16 protein-coding genes and 1 tRNA gene are annotated in these 18,708 nt (G+C 73.2%); 10 read left to right on the top strand and 7 right to left on the bottom strand.

Annotation, left to right across the window (positions count from 1 at the left end; genetic code table 11):
- Nucleotides 1-53: 53 nt before the first annotated feature.
- Nucleotides 54-125, bottom strand: a tRNA-Cys gene (locus AB0D29_RS37850).
- A gap of 181 nt (nt 126-306) precedes the next feature.
- Here AB0D29_RS37850 and AB0D29_RS37855 point away from each other — a divergent pair.
- The 4 genes from AB0D29_RS37855 (at nt 307) to AB0D29_RS37870 (ending at nt 4,322) form a co-directional block, all read left to right on the top strand.
- Complete coding sequence (locus tag AB0D29_RS37855) at nt 307-1,758, top strand: MFS transporter (protein ID WP_362860385.1); 1,452 nt, start codon at nt 307-309, stop codon at nt 1,756-1,758.
- A 53-nt stretch (nt 1,759-1,811) separates the two neighbouring features.
- Entirely contained in the window at nt 1,812-2,012 is a 201-nt protein-coding gene (locus AB0D29_RS37860) for a hypothetical protein (RefSeq protein WP_362860386.1), read from the top strand.
- Nucleotides 2,009-2,422, top strand: a complete 414-nt coding sequence (locus AB0D29_RS37865; protein WP_362860387.1) for a type II toxin-antitoxin system death-on-curing family toxin — start codon at nt 2,009-2,011, stop codon at nt 2,420-2,422. Before AB0D29_RS37860 ends, AB0D29_RS37865 begins: the two co-directional genes overlap by 4 nt.
- Before the next feature lie 115 nt (nt 2,423-2,537).
- Complete coding sequence (locus AB0D29_RS37870; protein ID WP_030717885.1) at nt 2,538-4,322, top strand: DEAD/DEAH box helicase; 1,785 nt, start codon at nt 2,538-2,540, stop codon at nt 4,320-4,322.
- A gap of 106 nt (nt 4,323-4,428) precedes the next feature.
- Here the strand turns inward: AB0D29_RS37870 and AB0D29_RS37875 are convergent, their stop codons facing one another.
- Nucleotides 4,429-5,769 (bottom strand): hypothetical protein, encoded by a 1,341-nt coding sequence (locus AB0D29_RS37875; protein WP_362860388.1) that lies wholly within the window; start codon nt 5,767-5,769, stop codon nt 4,429-4,431.
- A 372-nt stretch (nt 5,770-6,141) separates the two neighbouring features.
- Between AB0D29_RS37875 and AB0D29_RS37880 the strand changes: the two genes are divergently transcribed.
- Entirely contained in the window at nt 6,142-6,783 is a 642-nt protein-coding gene (locus tag AB0D29_RS37880; RefSeq protein ID WP_007264382.1) for a helix-turn-helix domain-containing protein, read from the top strand.
- A 328-nt stretch (nt 6,784-7,111) separates the two neighbouring features.
- Nucleotides 7,112-7,849 carry a S16 family serine protease gene (locus tag AB0D29_RS37885; RefSeq protein WP_362860389.1) on the top strand — a complete coding sequence of 246 codons (738 nt, stop codon included), beginning with the start codon at nt 7,112-7,114 and terminating at the stop codon, nt 7,847-7,849.
- Here AB0D29_RS37885 and AB0D29_RS37890 read toward each other — a convergent pair.
- From AB0D29_RS37890 to AB0D29_RS37900, 3 genes are all read right to left on the bottom strand, one after another.
- On the bottom strand, nt 7,788-9,119 hold the full coding sequence (locus AB0D29_RS37890) for an MFS transporter (protein ID WP_362860390.1): 1,332 nt from the start codon (nt 9,117-9,119) through the stop codon (nt 7,788-7,790). The two genes, AB0D29_RS37885 and AB0D29_RS37890, sit on opposite strands and share 62 nt — an antisense overlap.
- Nucleotides 9,120-9,195: 76 nt before the next feature.
- A complete protein-coding gene (locus AB0D29_RS37895) occupies nt 9,196-9,798 on the bottom strand; it encodes a helix-turn-helix domain-containing protein (protein WP_362860391.1) in 603 nt (200 codons plus the stop codon).
- 143 nt (nt 9,799-9,941) lie between these two features.
- Nucleotides 9,942-10,421 carry an Lrp/AsnC family transcriptional regulator gene (locus tag AB0D29_RS37900; RefSeq protein ID WP_351297364.1) on the bottom strand — a complete coding sequence of 160 codons (480 nt, stop codon included), beginning with the start codon at nt 10,419-10,421 and terminating at the stop codon, nt 9,942-9,944.
- A gap of 141 nt (nt 10,422-10,562) precedes the next feature.
- Here AB0D29_RS37900 and hppD point away from each other — a divergent pair, with 141 nt between their 5' ends.
- Entirely contained in the window at nt 10,563-11,717 is a 1,155-nt protein-coding gene (gene hppD / locus AB0D29_RS37905) for a 4-hydroxyphenylpyruvate dioxygenase (protein WP_362860392.1), read from the top strand.
- Between the two features lie 146 nt (nt 11,718-11,863).
- Here hppD and AB0D29_RS37910 read toward each other — a convergent pair whose 3' ends face one another.
- Entirely contained in the window at nt 11,864-13,378 is a 1,515-nt protein-coding gene (locus AB0D29_RS37910; protein ID WP_362860393.1) for a tetratricopeptide repeat protein, read from the bottom strand.
- 124 nt (nt 13,379-13,502) lie between these two features.
- Between AB0D29_RS37910 and AB0D29_RS37915 the strand changes: the two genes are divergently transcribed.
- The gene (locus AB0D29_RS37915; RefSeq protein WP_362860394.1) at nt 13,503-14,885 is read left to right on the top strand and encodes an FAD-linked oxidase C-terminal domain-containing protein; all 1,383 of its coding nucleotides are present in this window, start codon (nt 13,503-13,505) and stop codon (nt 14,883-14,885) included.
- Between the two features lie 44 nt (nt 14,886-14,929).
- Here AB0D29_RS37915 and AB0D29_RS37920 read toward each other — a convergent pair whose 3' ends face one another.
- Complete coding sequence (locus tag AB0D29_RS37920; protein ID WP_362860395.1) at nt 14,930-15,409, bottom strand: SsgA family sporulation/cell division regulator; 480 nt, start codon at nt 15,407-15,409, stop codon at nt 14,930-14,932.
- A gap of 257 nt (nt 15,410-15,666) precedes the next feature.
- Here AB0D29_RS37920 and AB0D29_RS37925 point away from each other — a divergent pair, with 257 nt between their 5' ends.
- Entirely contained in the window at nt 15,667-17,097 is a 1,431-nt protein-coding gene (locus tag AB0D29_RS37925) for an RDD family protein (protein WP_362860396.1), read from the top strand.
- A gap of 744 nt (nt 17,098-17,841) precedes the next feature.
- Nucleotides 17,842-18,585, top strand: a complete 744-nt coding sequence (locus AB0D29_RS37930; RefSeq protein WP_362860397.1) for an RDD family protein — start codon at nt 17,842-17,844, stop codon at nt 18,583-18,585.
- The last annotated feature ends 123 nt before the right edge of the window (nt 18,586-18,708 follow it).

The following is an 18,708-nucleotide window of genomic DNA, read 5'->3' on the forward strand; positions in this document are numbered from 1 at the left end:
GCGGCACCCCGTGTGGGGTGCCGCCCATTCGTTTTGCCTGATCAGGCATTCAGAAGCCGTGACCGGAATCGAACCGGCGTAACTCGCTTTGCAGGCGAGTCCCTCAACCACTCGGGCACACGGCTGTGAGGTGGTGATGTGCACGACCGTACGGGGGCCGCGGGGGAGCGGGAAGGGTTCCGCGGCGGGTGCAACACGACTGCCATGCCGCGTTCACAGTGACCCGAGGGCCTAGGTCTCCGGGCGGAGGCGGGATCCGTCGAATAGACAGGGTCGATACCGGGCTACGCACCTTACGCTGGGGCGATGAGTGCCCTTGAGCCCCGCGTGCCCCAGCGAACCGTGCCGATCCCGCCCCTGCAGCAGGGCGGGGTCCTCGGGCCCGCGTACCGGACGCTCAGCATCGGGATCATCTCCGTCGTATTCCTGATCGCCTTCGAGGCCACCGCCGTGGGCACGGCCATGCCCGTCGCCGCGCGCGAGCTGGAGGGGATCGGGCTCTACGCCTTCGCCTTCTCCGCCTACTTCACGACCAGCCTCTTCGGCATGGTCCTGTCCGGGCAGTGGGCCGACCGGCAGGGGCCGCTGCGGCCGCTGACCGTCGGCATCGCCTCGTTCGCGTCCGGGCTCGTGGTGTCCGGGACCGCCGGGGCCATGTGGGTGTTCGTGCTCGGCCGGGCCGTGCAGGGCTTCGGCGGCGGGCTGGTCATCGTCGCCCTGTACGTGGTCGTCAGCCGGGCCTACGAGGAGCGGCTGCGCCCCGCCATCATGGCCGCCTTCGCCGCGAGCTGGGTGGTCCCCTCGATCGTCGGGCCGCTGGCCTCGGGGACGGTCACCGAGCACCTCGGGTGGCGGTGGGTGTTCCTCGGGATACCGGCCCTCGTCGTCGTGCCGCTGGTGGTGGCCCTGCCGGCGATACGCCGGACCGCGTCCGGGCCCGTCGACCCGGACGCGCCGCCCGTGGCCTTCGACCGGCGGCGGATCCGGCTGGCCCTGGGGATCTCGCTGGGCGCGGGGCTGCTCCAGTACGCCGCCCAGGACCTGCGGTGGCTGTCGCTGCTGCCGGGCATCGTCGGCGCGGCCCTGCTGGTGCCCGCCGTGCTCGGGCTGCTGCCGCGCGGGACGTACCTGGCGCGGCGCGGACTGCCGTCCGTGGTGCTGCTGCGCGGGGTGGCCGCGGGCTCGTTCATCGCGGCGGAGAGCTTCGTACCGCTGATGCTGGTCACCCAGCGGGGGCTGAGCCCGACGCTGGCCGGGTTCTCGCTCGCGCTGGGCGGGGTGACCTGGGCGGGCGGCTCGTGGGTGCAGTCGAAGGGGCGGATGGCCCCGTACCGGGAACGGCTGATGGTGGCCGGCATGGTGATGGTGGCCCTGGCCATCGCGGCGGCGCCCGCCGTGCTCATCGAGTCCGTGCCGGTGTGGACCCTGGCGCTGGCCTGGGCGGTCGGCTGCCTGGGCATGGGGCTGGTGATCGGTTCCACGAGCGTGCTGCTGCTGAAGCTGTCGGCGCCGGAGGAGGCGGGGGCGAACTCCGCCGCGCTGCAGATCTCGGACGCGCTGGCGAACGTGGTGCTGCTGGCGGGCGGCGGCGCCGCCTTCGCCGCGCTGGGCGGCGGAGCCGTTGGTGCCTCCCACGCCCTGACGGACGGGGCGTCGGCCTCGCACCCCGCCGCCTTCGTGGTGGTGTTCCTGCCGATGGCCTGCGTGGCCCTGGTGGGGGCGTGGGTCGCGACCCGGCTGGAGCCCGCCGGGGCGTGAGCGCCGGGGAACTCGGCTGCGTCACGGCCGGCGCCCGCACTGGAGTCGCCGTCATGAACGAGCTGATCATCCGGCTGTCCGACGCCGAGCGCGCGGAGTGCGCCGACCTTGCCGACGCCACCGGCCAGTCGCCCGAGGAGCTCGCGCTGGACGCCGTACGGGCACGACTGCGGGCCGAGCGGGACCGGGTCGGGGCCGAGGCGCTGCGGCTCGCGCAACGCCACGCGCCCCTGCTGAAGCGGCTCGGCGCATGACCGCCTCCGCCGTCCCGGCGCGCCACCTCACGCTCGCCGAGGTCCTCGACCTGGCCCGGCACGCCTGCCTGGCCCAGGAGCAGCCCGTCGAACTGCGCGCCCCCGGGCTGCTGGAGTCGGCGGTGCACCGGCCCCGGGCCCGCATGTTCGGGACCCCGGCCTACGAGGACCCGTACGAGCAGGCCGCCGCGCTGCTCCACGGCATCGCGACCAACCACCCGCTGGTCGACGGGAACAAGCGCACCGCCTGGCTCGCCGCGGCGACCTTCCTCGCCGTGAACGGGGCCGACCCGGGCGACGCCGACCAGGAGGTCGCGTACGAGCTGGTCATCGATGTGGCGGCCGGCCACGAGACGGACGTCGCACGCATCGCCGCCCGGCTGCGGGCACTCCTGCGCCGACCGGTGTGACGCTCGCCGCACCGCGCGAGGTCACGGGCCTGTCCCTCCGCGAGGGGCGGGCCCGTCCCGGTAAGGTGGCCCGGTTGTCCTACGTACGACTGCCGAGAGCGACGAACCGGAGACCGTGACTACTACCGCCTCCCACCACCTCTCACCCGCCTTCCCCGGCCGCGCCCCTTGGGGTACGGCGGGCAAACTGCGCGCCTGGCAGCAGGGAGCGCTGGACCGGTACATCGAGAAGCAGCCGCGGGACTTCCTCGCGGTCGCGACCCCGGGCGCAGGCAAGACCACCTTCGCGCTGACCCTCGCCTCCTGGCTGCTGCACCACCACGTGGTCCAGCAGGTGACCGTGGTCGCGCCGACCGAACACCTGAAGAAGCAGTGGGCGGAAGCCGCGGCGCGGATAGGCATCCGGCTGGATCCCGAGTACTCCGCCGGACCGCTCAGCAAGGACTACCACGGGGTCGCCGTCACCTACGCCGGTGTCGGCGTGCGCCCGATGCTGCACCGCAACCGCTGCGAGCAGCGCAAGACCCTCGTCATCCTCGACGAGATCCACCACGCCGGTGACTCGAAGTCCTGGGGCGAGGCCTGCCTGGAGGCCTTCGACCCGGCGACCCGGCGGCTGGCGCTGACCGGTACGCCCTTCCGGTCCGACACGAACCCGATCCCCTTCGTCTCGTACGAGGAGGGGAACGACGGCATCCGCCGGTCCTCCGCCGACTACACCTACGGCTACGGGAACGCGCTCGGCGACGGCGTCGTCCGGCCCGTCATCTTCCTCTCCTACAGCGGCAACATGCGCTGGCGCACCAAGGCGGGCGACGAGATCGCCGCCAAGCTCGGCGAGCCGATGACCAAGGACGCCATCTCGCAGGCCTGGCGCACCGCGCTGGACCCGCGCGGCGACTGGATGCCGAACGTGCTGCGCGCCGCCGACCAGCGGCTGACGGAGGTCAGGAAGGGCATCCCCGACGCGGGCGGCCTCGTCATCGCCTCCGACCAGGACTCGGCGCGCGCCTACGCCAAGCTGCTGCGGGAGATCACCGGCAGCAAGGCGACCGTGGTGCTCTCCGACGACACCGGCGCGTCGAAGCGGATCGACGAGTTCAGCGAGGACGGCAGCCGCTGGATGGTCGCGGTCCGGATGGTGTCCGAGGGCGTCGACGTACCGCGCCTCGCGGTGGGCGTGTACGCGACCACGATCTCGACCCCGCTGTTCTTCGCCCAGGCCGTCGGGCGCTTCGTGCGCTCGCGCAGGCGCGGCGAGACCGCGTCCGTGTTCCTGCCGACCATTCCCTATCTCCTCGGCTTCGCCAACGAGATGGAGGTCGAGCGCGACCACGTCCTCGACAAGCCGAAGAAGCAGGGCGAGGAAGACCCGTACGCCGAGTCCGAGAAGGAAATGGACGAGGCGAACAAGCAGGAGGACGAGGACACCGGCGAGGACGAGCAGATGTCCTTCGAGGCGCTGGAGTCCGACGCGGTCTTCGACCGGGTGCTCTACGACGGCGCCGAGTTCGGCATGCAGGCGCACCCGGGCAGCGAGGAGGAACAGGACTACCTCGGCATCCCCGGACTGCTGGAGCCGGACCAGGTGCAGATGCTGCTGCAGAAGCGGCAGTCGCGGCAGATCGCGCACAGCCGCCGCAAGCCGGACTCCGAGGCGGACCTGCTGGAGCTGCCGGCGGAGCGGCGCCCGGTGGTCTCGCACAAGGAGCTGCTGGAACTGCGGAAGTCGCTGAACACGATGGTCGGCGCGTACGTCCACCAGAGCGGCAAGCCGCACGGCGTGATCCACACGGAGCTGCGCCGGGTGTGCGGCGGGCCGCCGAGCGCGGAGGCGACGGCGGGGCAGCTGCGCGAGCGGATCAAGAAGGTGCAGGAGTGGGCCACCCGCATGCGGTGACCTCGCGGTGGGTTCGGACCGAACCGCGGTGAGTTCGGACAGAACAGGGGACGGGGTCCGTGCGGAGCATCGCACGGACCCCGTCCCCTGTGACCGTCTTGCGGTCTTACGCGGTGGGGCGGCGACGGCGCCCGGTGCCCGCGACCAGGGCCGCGCCCATGGCGAGCGCAACGCCGGCCCCGCCGAGGGCCCAGCCGGTGGCCGCGTCGGTGCCCGTCTCGGCCAGCCGGCCACCGGTGGTGACCGGGGTCGTGTCCTTGACCGGGGTGGAGCCGCCGTCGGGCTTCGGCTGGTTGCCGGTGTTGCCGGTGTTGCCGCCGCCGTCGGGGGCGTCGGCGGCGATGGAGCTGTATGCGACGGCCACGTCGGACACGATCTCGTCCACCCCGTGGTCGTCCGCGAGCACGACGATGAAGATCGAGCCGACCGGGGCGTCCGCGGTGAACTTGGCCCGCAGCCGGATGTCGAACCTCGCGTCCTTGCCGACCGCATGGTTGATCATCGCGCCGGCGACGTGGGCCGACGGGTCCTTCTCGGCGTCGACCCAGCGCTCGCCGTCCCAGACCTGGAGGGCGATGTGCTTCGACTTCAGGGTGTCGTCGTTGTTGCCGAAGAAGATCGAGAAGCCGTACTCGTCGATCTTCTCCTTGCCGGAGTTGTCGACGTCGAGCGAGAACGGCTGCCACGCGCCGCCCGCCGTGAAGCCGCCGGCCGGCAGGCCCTGCACGGCGATCTTCGGGCCGTTGTTCCGCTGCTGCTCGTCGTCGCGCGAGGTCACCTTGGACTCGTACCGGACGCGGTCCGCGGTGCCGCCCTCGGCGGTCGTGGACAGGGAGAAGCGGGAGGGCGGCGTGTCCTTGCCGAACTTCATACGAAGCTTGAGGTCGAAGACCTCGTTCTTTTCGATGTCGACGTCGGCGAGGCTGAGGCTGTACGCCTCCTCGGACCCGTCCGCCGCGATGGCGTGCCAGCCCCAGACGCCCTTGGAGTCGGGCGCGTAGACCTCCGTCCGGATGTCGCCGGCCTCCCACCCGAAGGTGTCGAGGGTCCACAGCGCCAGTTCGAGGGAGTAGTCGTCGACGGCCGGGCGGCCGGAGTTGTCCACGTGCAGGGAGAACCCGCTCCAGCCGGCGCCGGGCTTGAACTCCTTCGGGAGGCCGTCCAGGGTCAGCTTCGGGGCCGGGGCGGCGGGCGTCTCGTCGGTCTTTCCGGCGCCGCCGGAGGTGACCGTCTCGGCGGGCTGCGGCTGCGGCTTCGGCTGGGCCTGCGGGGCGGCCGGTGCCTGCGGGGTCTCTCCGGTCGCCGGGGCGGTGTCCTCCTTCGGCGCCGCGTCCGGGGTCGTGACCGCCGGGTTGCGGACCTCGTCGGCCATCGCCGGCGTGGCCATCAGGACCGTCGGGCCGACCACCGCGGCGGCGGCGACCATGGCGATGCGCCTGAGCCTCATGCGGGTGTTCCCCCTCTTGACGGCTCAGGTGCGCTTCCGCGCATCCCCCCAGAGCCGTACGACCATCTTTTTGAACATGATCAGCGTAATGGGGCGGTAAAGGGCTCCTGTGCGAATTGAGGTTACGAATCGACACCGGTAGCGATCAGGAAACGGCATAAACAGGTAGCGCGCGCCCGGATTCTGGACGAGCCCTTCCGCTGAGCGGACCTGCTCGCTACTGTCCCCGCATCGAACGCACCGTGGCAGCGCCGCCGCGGGAGCGCAGCCGGTGCCATGGCCGCTACCGGCGGCCTCTCCGTGCGCCGCCGCGGGACCGGCGGCGTTCCACCCCGAGAGTCACCGCCGCTCACCGAAAGAGGGAGAGGCGTCGTGACCGCGGAAACCTCCCAGACTCTCGACAGAGGGCTCAGAGTCCTCAAACTGCTCGCCGACACCGACCACGGTCTGACCGTCACCGAGCTCTCCAACCGCCTCGGTGTGAACCGCACCGTCGTCTACCGGCTCCTCGCCACGCTAGAGCAGCACGCCCTGGTCCGCCGCGACCTCGGCGGCCGGGCCCGCGTCGGTCTCGGCGTACTGCGGCTGGGCCGGCAGGTGCACCCCCTCGTGCGCGAGGCGGCGCTGCCCGCGCTGCGCTCCCTCGCCGAGGACATAGGGGCCACGGCCCACCTGACCCTCGTCGACGGCACCGAGGCGCTCGCCGTCGCCGTCGTGGAGCCGACCTGGACGGACTACCACGTGGCATACCGGGCCGGCTTCCGCCACCCGCTGGACCGCGGGGCCGCCGGGCGGGCCATCCTGGCCGCCCGTCAGGGCTCCCTCATCGAACCCGGGTACACGCTGACGCACGGCGAGCTCGAAGCGGGCGCGAGTGGCGCGGCCGCGCCGCTCGTGGGGATCACCGGGCTGGAGGGCAGCGTCGGGGTCGTCATGCTGGCGGACGCGGTGCCGGAGCGGGTGGGGCCGAGGGTGGTGGACGCGGCGCGCGAGGTGGCCGACGCGCTGCGCTAGGCGCTGCGCTGAGCCGGACTGGTTTTCGCCGGGTGCGGTGTGGGGGGCGGGTGCGGCGCCGTTGCCGGGGCTCCGCCCCAGACCCCGCGCCCTCAAACGCCGGCGGGGCTGAAAGAGCGCCTCAAACGCCGGCGGGGCTGGATTGGCCTGGCCTGGCGGGGCTGGATTGGCGCGGCCGGGCTGGGTTGGCGTGGCGCGGCTGAAGTGGCGCGGCGGGCTGGATTGGCCGGCGGGGCTGGGGGTGAGCGTGGGCGGATAGATTGGGTGGGTGCTCTCTGCCCTCACACGTCTGTCGCGTCCCGTTGCCCTGGCCGTTTGTGCCGTGCCCGTGGTCGGGTTGTTCGTCGCCGCGGCCTTCGCGCCGTTGCCCTACGTGGTCGCCGTGCCCGGGCCGACGGCCGACGTGCTCGGGTCCGACAAGGGCAAGCCGGTCATCACCGTCACCGGGGCGCCCGTCCGGGAGACCGAGGGCCAGCTGCGGATGACCACCATCCGGGCCACCGGGCCGTCCTCGACCATGCGGCTGCACGAGCTCGTCGACCACTGGTTCAAGACCGATCAGGCGGTCATGCCCAAGGAGGCCGTCTACTCCTCGGGTGGGAGCGACGAGGAGATCGAGAAGCACAACCTGGAGGAAATGGCCAAGTCGCAGTCGGCCGCCGCCGAAGCCGCGCTCGGCTATCTCCACAAGGACCCCAAGGACGTCAAGGTCGACCTCAACCTCGCCGACGTCGGCGGCCCCAGCGCCGGCCTCCTCTTCTCCCTCGGCGTCGTCGACAAGCTCGACGGCGACGGCAGCGGCGGCGACCTCACCGGCGGACGCAACATCGCCGGTACGGGAACCATCACCGCCGACGGCACGGTCGGCGCGGTCGGCGGGGTGGCCCTGAAGACCCAGGCCGCGCGGCGCGACGGGGCGAGCGTGTTCCTCGTACCGAAGGCCGAGTGCGCGGACGCGCAGTCGGAACTCCCCGAGGGGCTGCGGCTGGTCCCCGTCGGCTCGCTCACGGACGCGGTGAACTCCCTGCGTGCTCTGAAGCGGGGAGAGGACGTTCCGTCCTGCTGACGGCCGGCCCCCGGTCCAGGCCGCGCCAGGCCGGGAAGACCAGCGGGGCGAGCGTCGTCAGCAGGTAGGTGCCGCCGAACAGCAGCAGCGTCCGGCCGACCCCGAACCCGTCGACCAGCAGGCCCGCCGCCAGCCCGCCCAGCGGCATCGTCAGCTCACAGCCGGCCGTGGTCACCCCCGCGACGCGGCTGCGCAGCACCTCCGGCACCCGCTCGTACATGACCGTCGTCAGGATCGGGTTGAGCACGCCCGCGCCCAGGCCGGCCAGGGCCATCGTCACCGCGAGGGGCAGCGGCGTGTCGGTGACGGCGGCCACCACGTACCGGGTCGCCCCGGAGAGCAGGAAGGCCCCGGCGAACACCGCCCGGCGCGGGAACCGCTCGCCCCACATCCCGTAGAGCAGGGCGCCCAGCAGCGCGAAGCCGCCGAAGAGGGAGATCATCAGGCCGAGCGTGGTGGCGTCGCCGAGGACGTCCCGGCCGTGCACGGGCAGCAGCACCGCGGACCAGCCCTGGTCCAGGCCGTTGGTCATCATGACCATCACCGTGATGCCCATCAGCAGCCGGGAGCGGGTCAGGAAGGCCCAGCCCTCGGCCAGTTCGGCGCGGTACGCCGCGAAGGACACCTTTCCTGCGGCCCGCTGCGGCTCGGCGGCCGGGACCCCGCGCACGAACACGGCGACCAGCAGCGCCGACGCCCCGAAGGTCGCCGCGTCCAGCAGCAGTACGGTCTCGGCGCCGAAGGCCGAGATCAGTACGCCGGCCACGGCGGCCCCGATCATCCGGGCCCCGCGCGAGACCGCGTCGTAGAGGCCGGCCGCCCGGGCGACGGTGGTGCCGGCGTGCTCGGCCAGGTTCGGCAGGAGCACGCCCCGGGCGGTCAGGCCCGGGGTGTGCACGAGGCCGCAGAGAGCCATCAGCGCGCACAGCATCCAGAATTCGAGCACGCCCGTGTGGTGCAGCAGCGGGATCGCGCCGACCGCCAGACCGCTGATCAGGTCGGAGGCGGCGGAGACCCGGCGGCGGCCGATCCGGTCGATGACCGGGCCGCCGACCAGGGCGGCCACGACGACGGGCAGGGTGGCGCAGAAGGCGACGACCCCGGCCCGGCCGGCGCTGCCGGTGGTCACCAGCACGAACCACGGGACGCCGATGAGGGTGAGTGAACTTCCGGCTATGGAGATGGTGTTGGCGGCCAGTACGGCGGCCAGCGGGCGCTTGTCCGTACGGCGCTCCGCGCGCGGCGGCCCGTCGGGGAGCAAGGCGTGCACGGCAGGACTCCTGGGATGCGTGGGGGAGGGGGCGGTGGGGCGGCCGGGGGCCGGGGCGGCGGGTGTGGCCGGGCCGCTACTCGGCCCGGCGGGGCCGTCCCTCGGCCGCCTCGCGCGGGAAGGCGTGCGTGTGGAAGCGGACCGCCTTCGTGCCTTCCGAGGCCGGCAGGTCGCGATGGCTGTTGATCAGGTCGTGCATCTTGTGGATCAGCTCGAGGCTCTGCTCGGCGGTCAGGTGCAGGGTGAAGTCGCTCATGTCCGAGCCGCGCCGCCACTCCCGGGGCCAGCTGTGGGCGTTGCCGAGCCAGGTGCTCAGCTCCTGCGTGTGGATCGTCGCGATCTCGTGCAGGAAGAGGTCCGCCGCGCCGCGCACGGCCGGGTCCTCGTCGAGCGTCAGCGTCTCGTCGAACGCCGTGGCGTCGTACGCGGCCCGCCACCAGCGTTCGCGGCCCTTGCCGTGCTCGGGCGCGTCCTCGACGAACCCGTGCGCCGCGAGCTGGCGCAGGTGGTAGCTGGTCGCGCCGCTCGACTCCCCGAACCGATCGGCCAGTCGGGAGGCGGTCGCGGGGCCGTCGTGGCGCAGGGCGCCCAGGAGGCGGATGCGCAGGGGATGGGCGAGGCCGCGCAGTGAACGGGCATCGAGCGTACGGACGTTGGGCGCTGCGGGGTTCTCCGGCATGGCTCGACGATAGAGTTGCAAAGATTTCTCTGCAACGATCTTTCTGCAAGGATTTCTTTGCAACGGATCCTTCGGATGTCCAGCCGGCCGTCGGGGCCCGTGCGGCCGCCGGGGCCCGTGCGGCCGTCGGGGCCCGTGCGGCGTCAGGGGCGGGTGTCGTCCTCCGCCGCCTGCTCGACCAGCGGGATGATCCGCAGGGGCACGGGGTTCTCCATCACGATCGCCGTCGACGCCCGGACGATCCCCTCGAACCCGACGACGCGGTCGATCACCCGCTGCAGGTCGGCGTTGGACCGCGCCACCAGCCGGCACAGCATGTCCCCGTGCCCGGTGGTGGTGTGCAGCTCCAGCACCTCCGGCACCCCGTCCAGGTGGGCCCGTACGTCGGCCCCCTGCCCCTGCTTGATCTCCAGCGTGGCGAAGGCCGTCACCGGATACCCGAGGGCCGTCGGATCGACCTGCGGGCCGAACCCGCGGATGACCCCGTTCGACTGGAGCCGGTCCAGGCGGGCCTGCACCGTCCCGCGGGCCACGCCGAGGCGCCGCGAGGCCTCCAGGACCCCGATCCGGGGCTCGCGGGCGAGCAGGACGATGAGCCGGCCGTCGAGTTCGTCGATGCCCATGGACGCCTCCGGGTGCCCACGCGTGCTCGTGGGTGGTCATAGTGCACAGATGTTTCAGCCATCCTGCGCTCTGACTGGTCACCTTGTACAGGCAAACAGGAAACTATTGCGCAGCTTGTGGATCGGCGGGACTCTGCGCTCATGACTGAGTCTCTGGCGAACCTCGAAACCACCCCGCACACCGCGCGTGAGGCAGATCCCTTCCCGGTGAAGGGCATGGACGCGGTCGTCTTCGCCGTCGGCAACGCCAAGCAGGCCGCGCACTACTACTCGACCGCCTTCGGCATGAAGCTCGTGGCCTACTCCGGACCGGAGAACGGCAGCCGCGAGACGGCCAGCTACGTCCTGACCAACGGATCCGCGCGCTTCGTGCTGACCTCGGTCATCAAGCCGGCGACCGACCACGGCCGCTTCCTGGCCGAGCACGTCGCCGAGCACGGCGACGGCGTGATCGACCTCGCCATCGAGGTCCCGGACGCCCGCGCGGCCTACGCGTACGCCGTCGAGCAGGGCGCCCGCGGCCTGGACGAGCCGTACGAGGTCAAGGACGAGCACGGCACCGTGGTGCTGGCGGCGATCGCCACGTACGGCCAGACCCGGCACACGCTGGTCGAGCGCGGCGACTACACCGGCCCGTACCTCCCCGGCTACGTGGCCGTCGACCCGATGGTCGCGCCCCCGGCCAAGCGGACCTTCCAGGCCATCGACCACTGCGTCGGCAACGTCGAACTCGGCCGGATGAACGAGTGGGTCGCGTTCTACAACAAGGTCATGGGCTTCACGAACATGAAGGAGTTCGTGGGCGACGACATCGCGACCGAGTACTCGGCGCTGATGTCCAAGGTGGTCGCGGACGGCACCAAGAAGGTGAAGTTCCCGATCAACGAGCCGGCGATCGCGAAGAAGAAGTCGCAGATCGACGAGTACCTGGAGTTCTACGGCGGCCCCGGCGTCCAGCACATCGCGCTGGCCTCGAACGACATCGTCGCGACGGTCCGCTCGATGCGCGCGGCCGGCGTCCAGTTCCTGTCCGTCCCGGACAGCTACTACGACACCCTCGGCGAGTGGGTCGGCGACACCCGGGTGCCGATCGACGAGCTGCGCGAGCTGAAGATCCTCGCCGACCGCGACGAGGACGGCTACCTGCTGCAGATCTTCACCAAGCCGGTGCAGGACCGCCCGACGGTCTTCTTCGAGATCATCGAGCGCCACGGCTCCATGGGCTTCGGCAAGGGCAACTTCAAGGCGCTCTTCGAGGCGATCGAGCGCGAGCAGGACAAGCGCGGCAACCTCTAGTCCCTGCTGCGGCTTCGGGCCCCCCGGCCGGTGCCGGGGGGCCCGCCCGTGCCTGGCAGACGGCGTCGCGGCCCCGTGAGGGGAGGGCCGCGACGCCGTCGACCGGACAGCGGGTCGACCGGTCAGCGGGTCAGGGCCTCGGACGGTCAGCGGCCGGACGGAGAAGGGGCCGCCTTCGGCTCCTGGGACGCCTTCGGCTTCGCCTTCGGATTCGGCTTGGGCAGCTCCGGCTCCACCCACGGAGTGACCGGCTGCAAGTGCTCCGGGCCGCCCGGCGGCGGCTGGCCGATCGCCGCCAGGGCCTCCTTGGCCAGCGGCCCCCGCAGCGGCGAGAAGTGCGGGTTCGTCCGCGCGGCCTCCTGCAGGTGGCGGCGGGCCGCCGCCACATCGCCGAGGCCGCGCTCGATCATCGCCCGGTGGTACGAGAAGTCGGCGCTGCGCAGACCCTGTTCCGTGGCCTTCTTCGCGTACTCCAGCGCCGCCGCGTCCTCGCCCGCCTGGTGCAGGGCCCACCCCAGCGCGTCCGCCACCTGCACGCTCTTGTGCCGCGACCACTCCTCCGACAGGCGCCGCACCGCCGCCGCCGGATCGCCGTGGTCCGCCTCGTACAGGCCGAGGACCACGTCGTCGTCGACGCCGTTCTGCCCGTCCCGCGCCGCCAACGTGCCGATCATGTCGTACGGAACGCGCGCCTCCTGCGCCCGGCCCAGCGACTCCAGCAGCTCGCCCAGTTCCCTGGCCAGCTGCGGCACCGGGGTCCGCCCCAGCGCCAGCCGGTAGTCCCGCACCGCCTCCCCGGAGCGGCCCAGCGCGGCCAGCGCACGGGCCCGGCCGCCCAGCGCCTCCGCCTGCGCCGGATCCGTCCGCAGCGCCCCCTCGTACTGCCGCAGCGCCTCCGCCGCGTCACCCCGCTCCCAGGACAGCTCCCCGAGCCGGAACAGCGCGTACGCCTTCTCCGCCGGCGCCTTCGCCGCGCCCGCCGCCTCCTCCATCGACACCACCGCGTCCTCGCGCCAGCCGCGGTCCCGGTAGACCTGCGAGGCCCGCACGTGCGCCGCCAGGCCCGGCCGCAGCTCCAGCAGCAGCTCCATCGCCTTCTGCGCGCCCTTGTAGTCGCCGAGCCCGGTGTACGCGTCCACGAGCACCGGGTACGCCGTCCACCGCTTCGGCGCCTGCGCCCGTACGAGCTCGCCCCACTTCCTGGCGGTCCCGAAGTCCCGCCGGGCATTGGCCAGCGCGCCCATGCCCGTCATCGCGTCGAAGTTGCCCTTCTCCGCCGGGCGGACCTCCAGCGAGCGCTTCAGCGCCTTCTCCGCCTTCGGGAACCAGCCCGAGTCCGCGGTGCGCCGGGCCTGTTCGATGTACGCGGAGCCGAGGACCGCCCACGAGGCGTCGTCGTCCGCGTGCTGCGCGACCCACTTCTCCCGGTCCGCCACCAGCGCCGTCAGGTCCACGGCCGCCGCGGGCGCGCCCATGCCCACCGCCGACGCGGCGCGTTCGCTCGGCCCCGGCGGGCGGGCGTCGTCACCGGTCCGGGCGGGGCGGATCAGCAGGGCCCCGGCGATCAGGACCACGGCGACCGCGGCGGCCACGAGCGTCTTGCGGCCGGTGAAGGTCACGGGCGGCGCCGGCGTCTGTGATTCCTCGTCGATACGGTCCATGGGGTCACTGTGCGTCAATATGAAGAGTTCACGGAGGTGCCCGAAGAGGGGCGCGGGCGTGTTCACACCGATGGTCCCCCAGCTACCGCTTGGAGGGGCCCCCACCCGGTGCCACGCTGGTCGCATGGATGACGATCTCTCCGCACGTCTGCGAGCGAACCTCCTCGAAGGGCTCCCGGCCGACGCCCTGCTCACCGATCCCCAGGTGACGGCCTCCTACGCCACCGACATGGCCAGCTTCTGCGCCGCCGGGACCCCGGCCGTCGTCGTACTGCCCCGGACCGTCGAACAGGTCCGGCACGTCATGCGCACCGCCACCGCCCTACGGATCCCCGTCGTCCCCCAGGGCGCCCGCACGGGCCTGTCGGGCGGAGCCAACGCCTCCGACGGCTGCATCGTGCTGTCCCTGGTGAAGATGGACCGGATCCTGGAGATCAGCGCCGTCGACCGGATCGCCGTCGTCGAACCGGGCGTGGTGAACGCCGTGCTCTCGCGGGCCGTCGCCGAACAGGGCCTGTACTACCCGCCCGACCCCTCCAGCTGGGAACAGTGCACCATCGGCGGCAACATCGGCACCGCCTCGGGCGGCCTGTGCTGCGTCAAGTACGGGGTCACCGCCGAGTACGTGCTCGGCCTCGACGTGGTCCTGGCCGACGGGCGGCTGCTGCGCACGGGCCGCCGCACCGCCAAGGGCGTCGCCGGATACGACCTCACCCGGCTCTTCGTCGGCTCCGAGGGCAGCCTCGGCGTCGTCGTCCAGGCCGTCCTCGCCCTCAAGCCCGCGCCGCCCCGCCAGCTCGCGCTGGCCGCCGAGTTCCCCTCCGTCGCGGCCGCCTGCGAGGCGGTCTGCGCCGTCATGGAGGCGGGCCTGACCCCCTCGCTGCTGGAACTGATGGACCGTACGACCGTCCGCGCCGTCAACGCCCTCGGCAAGATGGGCCTGCCGGAGGCCACCGAGGCCCTGCTCCTGGCCGCCTTCGACACCCCGCACGCCCCGGACGACCTCGCGGCCGTGGGGGAGCTGTGCACCGCCGCCGGGGCCACCGCCGTCGTGCCCGCCGAGGACCAGGCGGAGTCGGAACTGCTGCTGCAGGCCCGCCGGATGTCCTTCCCGGCCCTCGAGGCCCTGCGGCCCGCGACGATGATCGACGACGTCTGCGTACCGCGCTCGCGGCTCGCCGAGATGCTGGACGGGACGGCCGCCATCGCCCGCACCCACGACCTGCTCATCGGGGTCGTGGCACACGCCGGAGACGGCAACACCCACCCGATCGTCTGCTTCGACCCCGCCGACGAGGACGAGACGCGGCGGGCCCGCGAATCCTTCGGCGCGATCATGGGACTGGGACTGGAACTGGGCGGGACCATCACCGGAGAACACGGGGTCGGCATCCTGAAGAAGGAGTGGCTGGCCCGCGAACTCGGGCCGGTGGGACTGGAGATGCAGCGGGCCGTCAAGCAGGCCTTCGACCCGCTGGGGCTGCTCAACCCGGGCAAGCTCTTCTGACGCCGGCTCCGCGGCCGGCCGCACCCGGTCGGGACCGTCCGCCATCACAGGTCCCCGTCCGCCGACTCGTCCGACGGCCACGGGTCGCGCATCCACAGGTCGTCGGCGGGCGTCGGGGTGAGCAGCTCGGCCAGGGCCGCGTCCAGGCCGAGCCGCTCGGCCTCGGTGCCGGGCGGGACCGTGCGCAGGGTGCGCTCCAGCCAGGCCGACACGGAACCGGCCGGGGCCTCCAGGAGGGCGTCGCCGTCGGGGGAGCTGAGCGCCATGCAGAGCACGGACTTGTTGTCGACCTTGGTGGGCCAGATCCGGACGTCGCCGTGGCCGCAGGGGCGGAACACCCCCTCGACGAGCAGTTCGCGGGCGAAGGTCCAGTTGACGGGGGTGCTGGAGCCGGTGTGGAAGGTGATGTGGACGGCGTACGGGTCGTCGGTGAGGTAGAGGAGCCGGGCCGGGACGGGGATGCTGCGCTCGGGGGACAGGACCAGCTTCAGTTCCAGCTCGCGCTCGATGACGGGGTGGTGCATGACGGCCTCACTTCGGTTCGGTGCGCAGGGCCTGATGGCGCCCCACATCCCGAGAGAGCGCCGATGTGCCCGGGTATGACGCGAGTTCCGGCGACGAACCGGAGATTGGCCGAATTCTGTCGGCTGACCGAAATTCGCCGTGGAGCGCGAGGTTAGCTCAATGGCTTGGATTCTCCCGTTACCGGACCTGTCGGGCCGAGGTTCTTGGCTATGGTCCTCCCTTGCACAAGCCTCAAGCCACGATCGGAGTTGGGGACATGACGGCCTCCCCTGGTGACGGCGAGCACGCGGCCCGCGAGGGCTACTACCCCGATCCGTCCATCCCCGGGTACATCCGGTACTGGAACGGTGCGGCCTGGGTGCCCGGCACGAGCCGGCCCGCCCCCGCGCAGGAGACGGGGCCGGTGTTCCTGGACGAGACCTCCGTGACCGAGGCACTGCCCGAACCCGAACCGGTGCGCGTACGGGAACCGGAGCGCGCGCGAGAACCGGAACGCGAACCGGAACGCGCACGCGAGCCGGAGCCCGTGGTGTGGCAGGCCGACCCCGTGCACCAGGCCGGCTTCGGCGGGCCCCGCGACCACCGGGTCTCGTGGGGCAGCCCGGCCGAACCCGAGGCCGGCCAGGCCGCCGCCCGCCCGGCGGGCATCTCCCTGGCCCGTACGCCGACTGCCGCGGCGGCGCCCGCCCGTCTGCCCGCGGCCTCCATGGGCATCCTGTCGGCGCGGTCCCCGGCCGCGCAGGCCCCGGCCCCTTCCCCGGCGCAGGCCCCGGCCCCCGCCCCGGCGCAGGCCCCGGCCCCCGCCCCGGCCCCCGCCCCGGCCGTCCCCGCTCCGGCCCCCGCCTGGCCCGACGCGCCCGGAGCCGGAGTGTCCGGAGCCACCTCCTCCTGGCCCGGCGCGGCGGCCGCCGCCCCGGCACCCGCCCCCGCGCCCGCCCGGCCCGCCGCCCCGGCCGATCCCGGACCGGAGGCCGGGCTCCCCGCGGCTCCCCGCCCGGGCACCGCGCAGCCCGCCGAGGCGCCCCGGCACGAGGTGTGGGCGCCGCGTCCCGCAGGTGTCCGCCCGAAGGTGGCGACCCCCGAGCCGGCGGCCCCTGCGGAGCCCCGCGCCAAGGGCTGGGAGCCGCGCGGGTCCGAGGGCGACCGCCCGGGCGACCCGGCCACCCGCCCGGCGGGGGCCAGTACGCCCCGGGCCGTCTTCGAGCGGATGGCGGACCGGGCCGTGCGCCCCGCCGGGCTGACCCGCAGATTCGTGGCCCGCGCGCTGGACTCCCTCGTCCTCACCGCCGTCGCGGCCGCCGTGGCCCGGCCCCTCCTCCCCGAGGCCACCGCCCACGTGCAGGCCAAGGTGGACGCCGCCCGCGCGAGCGGACGCACCACCACCGTCTGGCTGTTCGACACGACCATCGCCGGCCAGCTGGGCCTGGTCCTCGGAGCCGTCCTCCTCTTCGGGGTGCTGTACGAGGCGCTGCCCACCGCCCGCTGGGGCCGCACCCCGGGCAAGAAGCTGCTCGGCGTGCGGGTGCTGGCCGTCGCCACCCTCCGCCCGCCCACCTTCGGCGCTGCCCTGCGCCGCTGGCTCGTCTACGCCCTCCTCGGCCTCCCGGGCAGCCTCTGGTGCCTGGTGGACCGCCCGCGCCGCCAGGCCTGGCACGACAAGGCGGCCAAGACCTACGTGGCCCGCTAACCCGCCCCGCCGGGACTCCGCCCCGCACCCCGCGCCTCAAGCGCCGGCGGGGCTGGATTTTGGTGCGGCGAGGCTGAAGTTGGCGGGGCCGGGCTGGAGTGGTGCGGCGAGGCCAGGCGGGCTGGTGCGGGTCAAAGATCGGGGCTCCGCCCCGGACCCCGCGCCTCAAACGCCGGCGGGGCTGGAGTAGTGCGGCGAAGCCGGATGGTGTGGCGAAGCCGGAGGTGGTGCGGCGAAGCCGGAGGTGGTGCGGCGGGGCTGGTTGGTGCGGGTCAAAGATCGGGGCTCCGCCCCGGACCCCGCGCCTCAAGCGCCGGCGGGGCTGGATTTTGGTGCGGCGAGGCTGGATTTGGTGCGGCGTAGCCGGAGGTGGTGCGCCAAGGCTGGAGTAGTGCGGCGCAGCCGAAAGGCCGCTGGGATCGAAGCGGGCCGGTTGGGGCGGGGTCGGGTGTGTGTCGGGGTGATCCCCGCAGGGCGTCGAACGCACTGCCGCCGAGCTCTCCGACCCCTCGACACGTTCGGCGCCCGAGGAGACACCCCGGCGCGCGCCCGACCCCGTCACAACCGGCCCCCGCCATATCCCGCCCGAGCGGCGCAGCCAACCGGCGCCCGGCCCCACCCCTGCCGACCCGCCGGAGGCGACAGGCGCAGCCGACCGGCGGACGGCCGCAGCCGGCCGGCCCGGCTCCCCCGAACGGACGCCGTCCCGTTGCGGGGGTGACGGGGGCGGGTTCGACTCGGGCCATGAGTACCGACCAGCCGCCGCCGGCCGAGCCGCCCGAGGAAGACCCGTTCCTCAAGAAGCCCCAGGAACCGACGCCTCCGTCGGGCGGTTCGCCGTACGGCTCGCCGCCGCCGCCCCCCGGCAGCGGCGGCCCCCCGCCGCCCCCGGGAGGCCCCCCGGGAGGCCCCGGCGGTGGTTACCCGCCCCCGCCGCCGCCCCCGTACGGCGGCGGGGACCCGTACGGCAGCGGCGGCGGCCACGGCATGCCCGATCCGCTCGCCGGGATGCCCCCGCTCGCCGACTTCGGCAGGCGGCTCGCCGCCCGCATCATCGACGTGCTGATCGTCGCCATCCCGCTGTTCCTCATCCAGCTGGCCTTCGGCACGAACCGCTACATGGTCGAGACGGACCGCGGCGAGGACGTCAGCGAGGTCATCACCAAGTCGTACAGCGGCAGCGGCCTGGTGATGACACTGATCTCGATCGTCGCGTACGTCGGCTACGACTGGTGGTTCACCAGGAAGAGCGGCCAGACGGTCGGCAAGAAGGCACTGGGCCTGCGCGTCGCGATGCTCAACGACGGCAGCGTGCCGAGCTCCAACGCGGCCCTGAGCCGCGCCGCAGTGCTCTGGCTGCCGACGCTGATCTGCTGCTTCTGCCTGTGGCCGATCGCCCTGGTGGTCTCGATCCTCGTCGACAAGCCGTACAAGCAGGGCCTGCACGACAAGGTCGCCAAGACGGTCGTGGTCCAGGCCACCACCTAGCGCGCGGGCAGCGCAAGCAGCGCGGGCAGCGCGACACGGCGCGGGCGGCCGTCCTCCGGGGCGGCCGCCCGGGGCCTGCTGGAAACCCTGCTGCGCGAGCAGGAATTCGAGAACGGGGGCTTG

Source organism: Streptomyces sp. NPDC048424 (assembly GCF_040651555.1).
GTDB lineage: Bacteria > Actinomycetota > Actinomycetes > Streptomycetales > Streptomycetaceae > Streptomyces.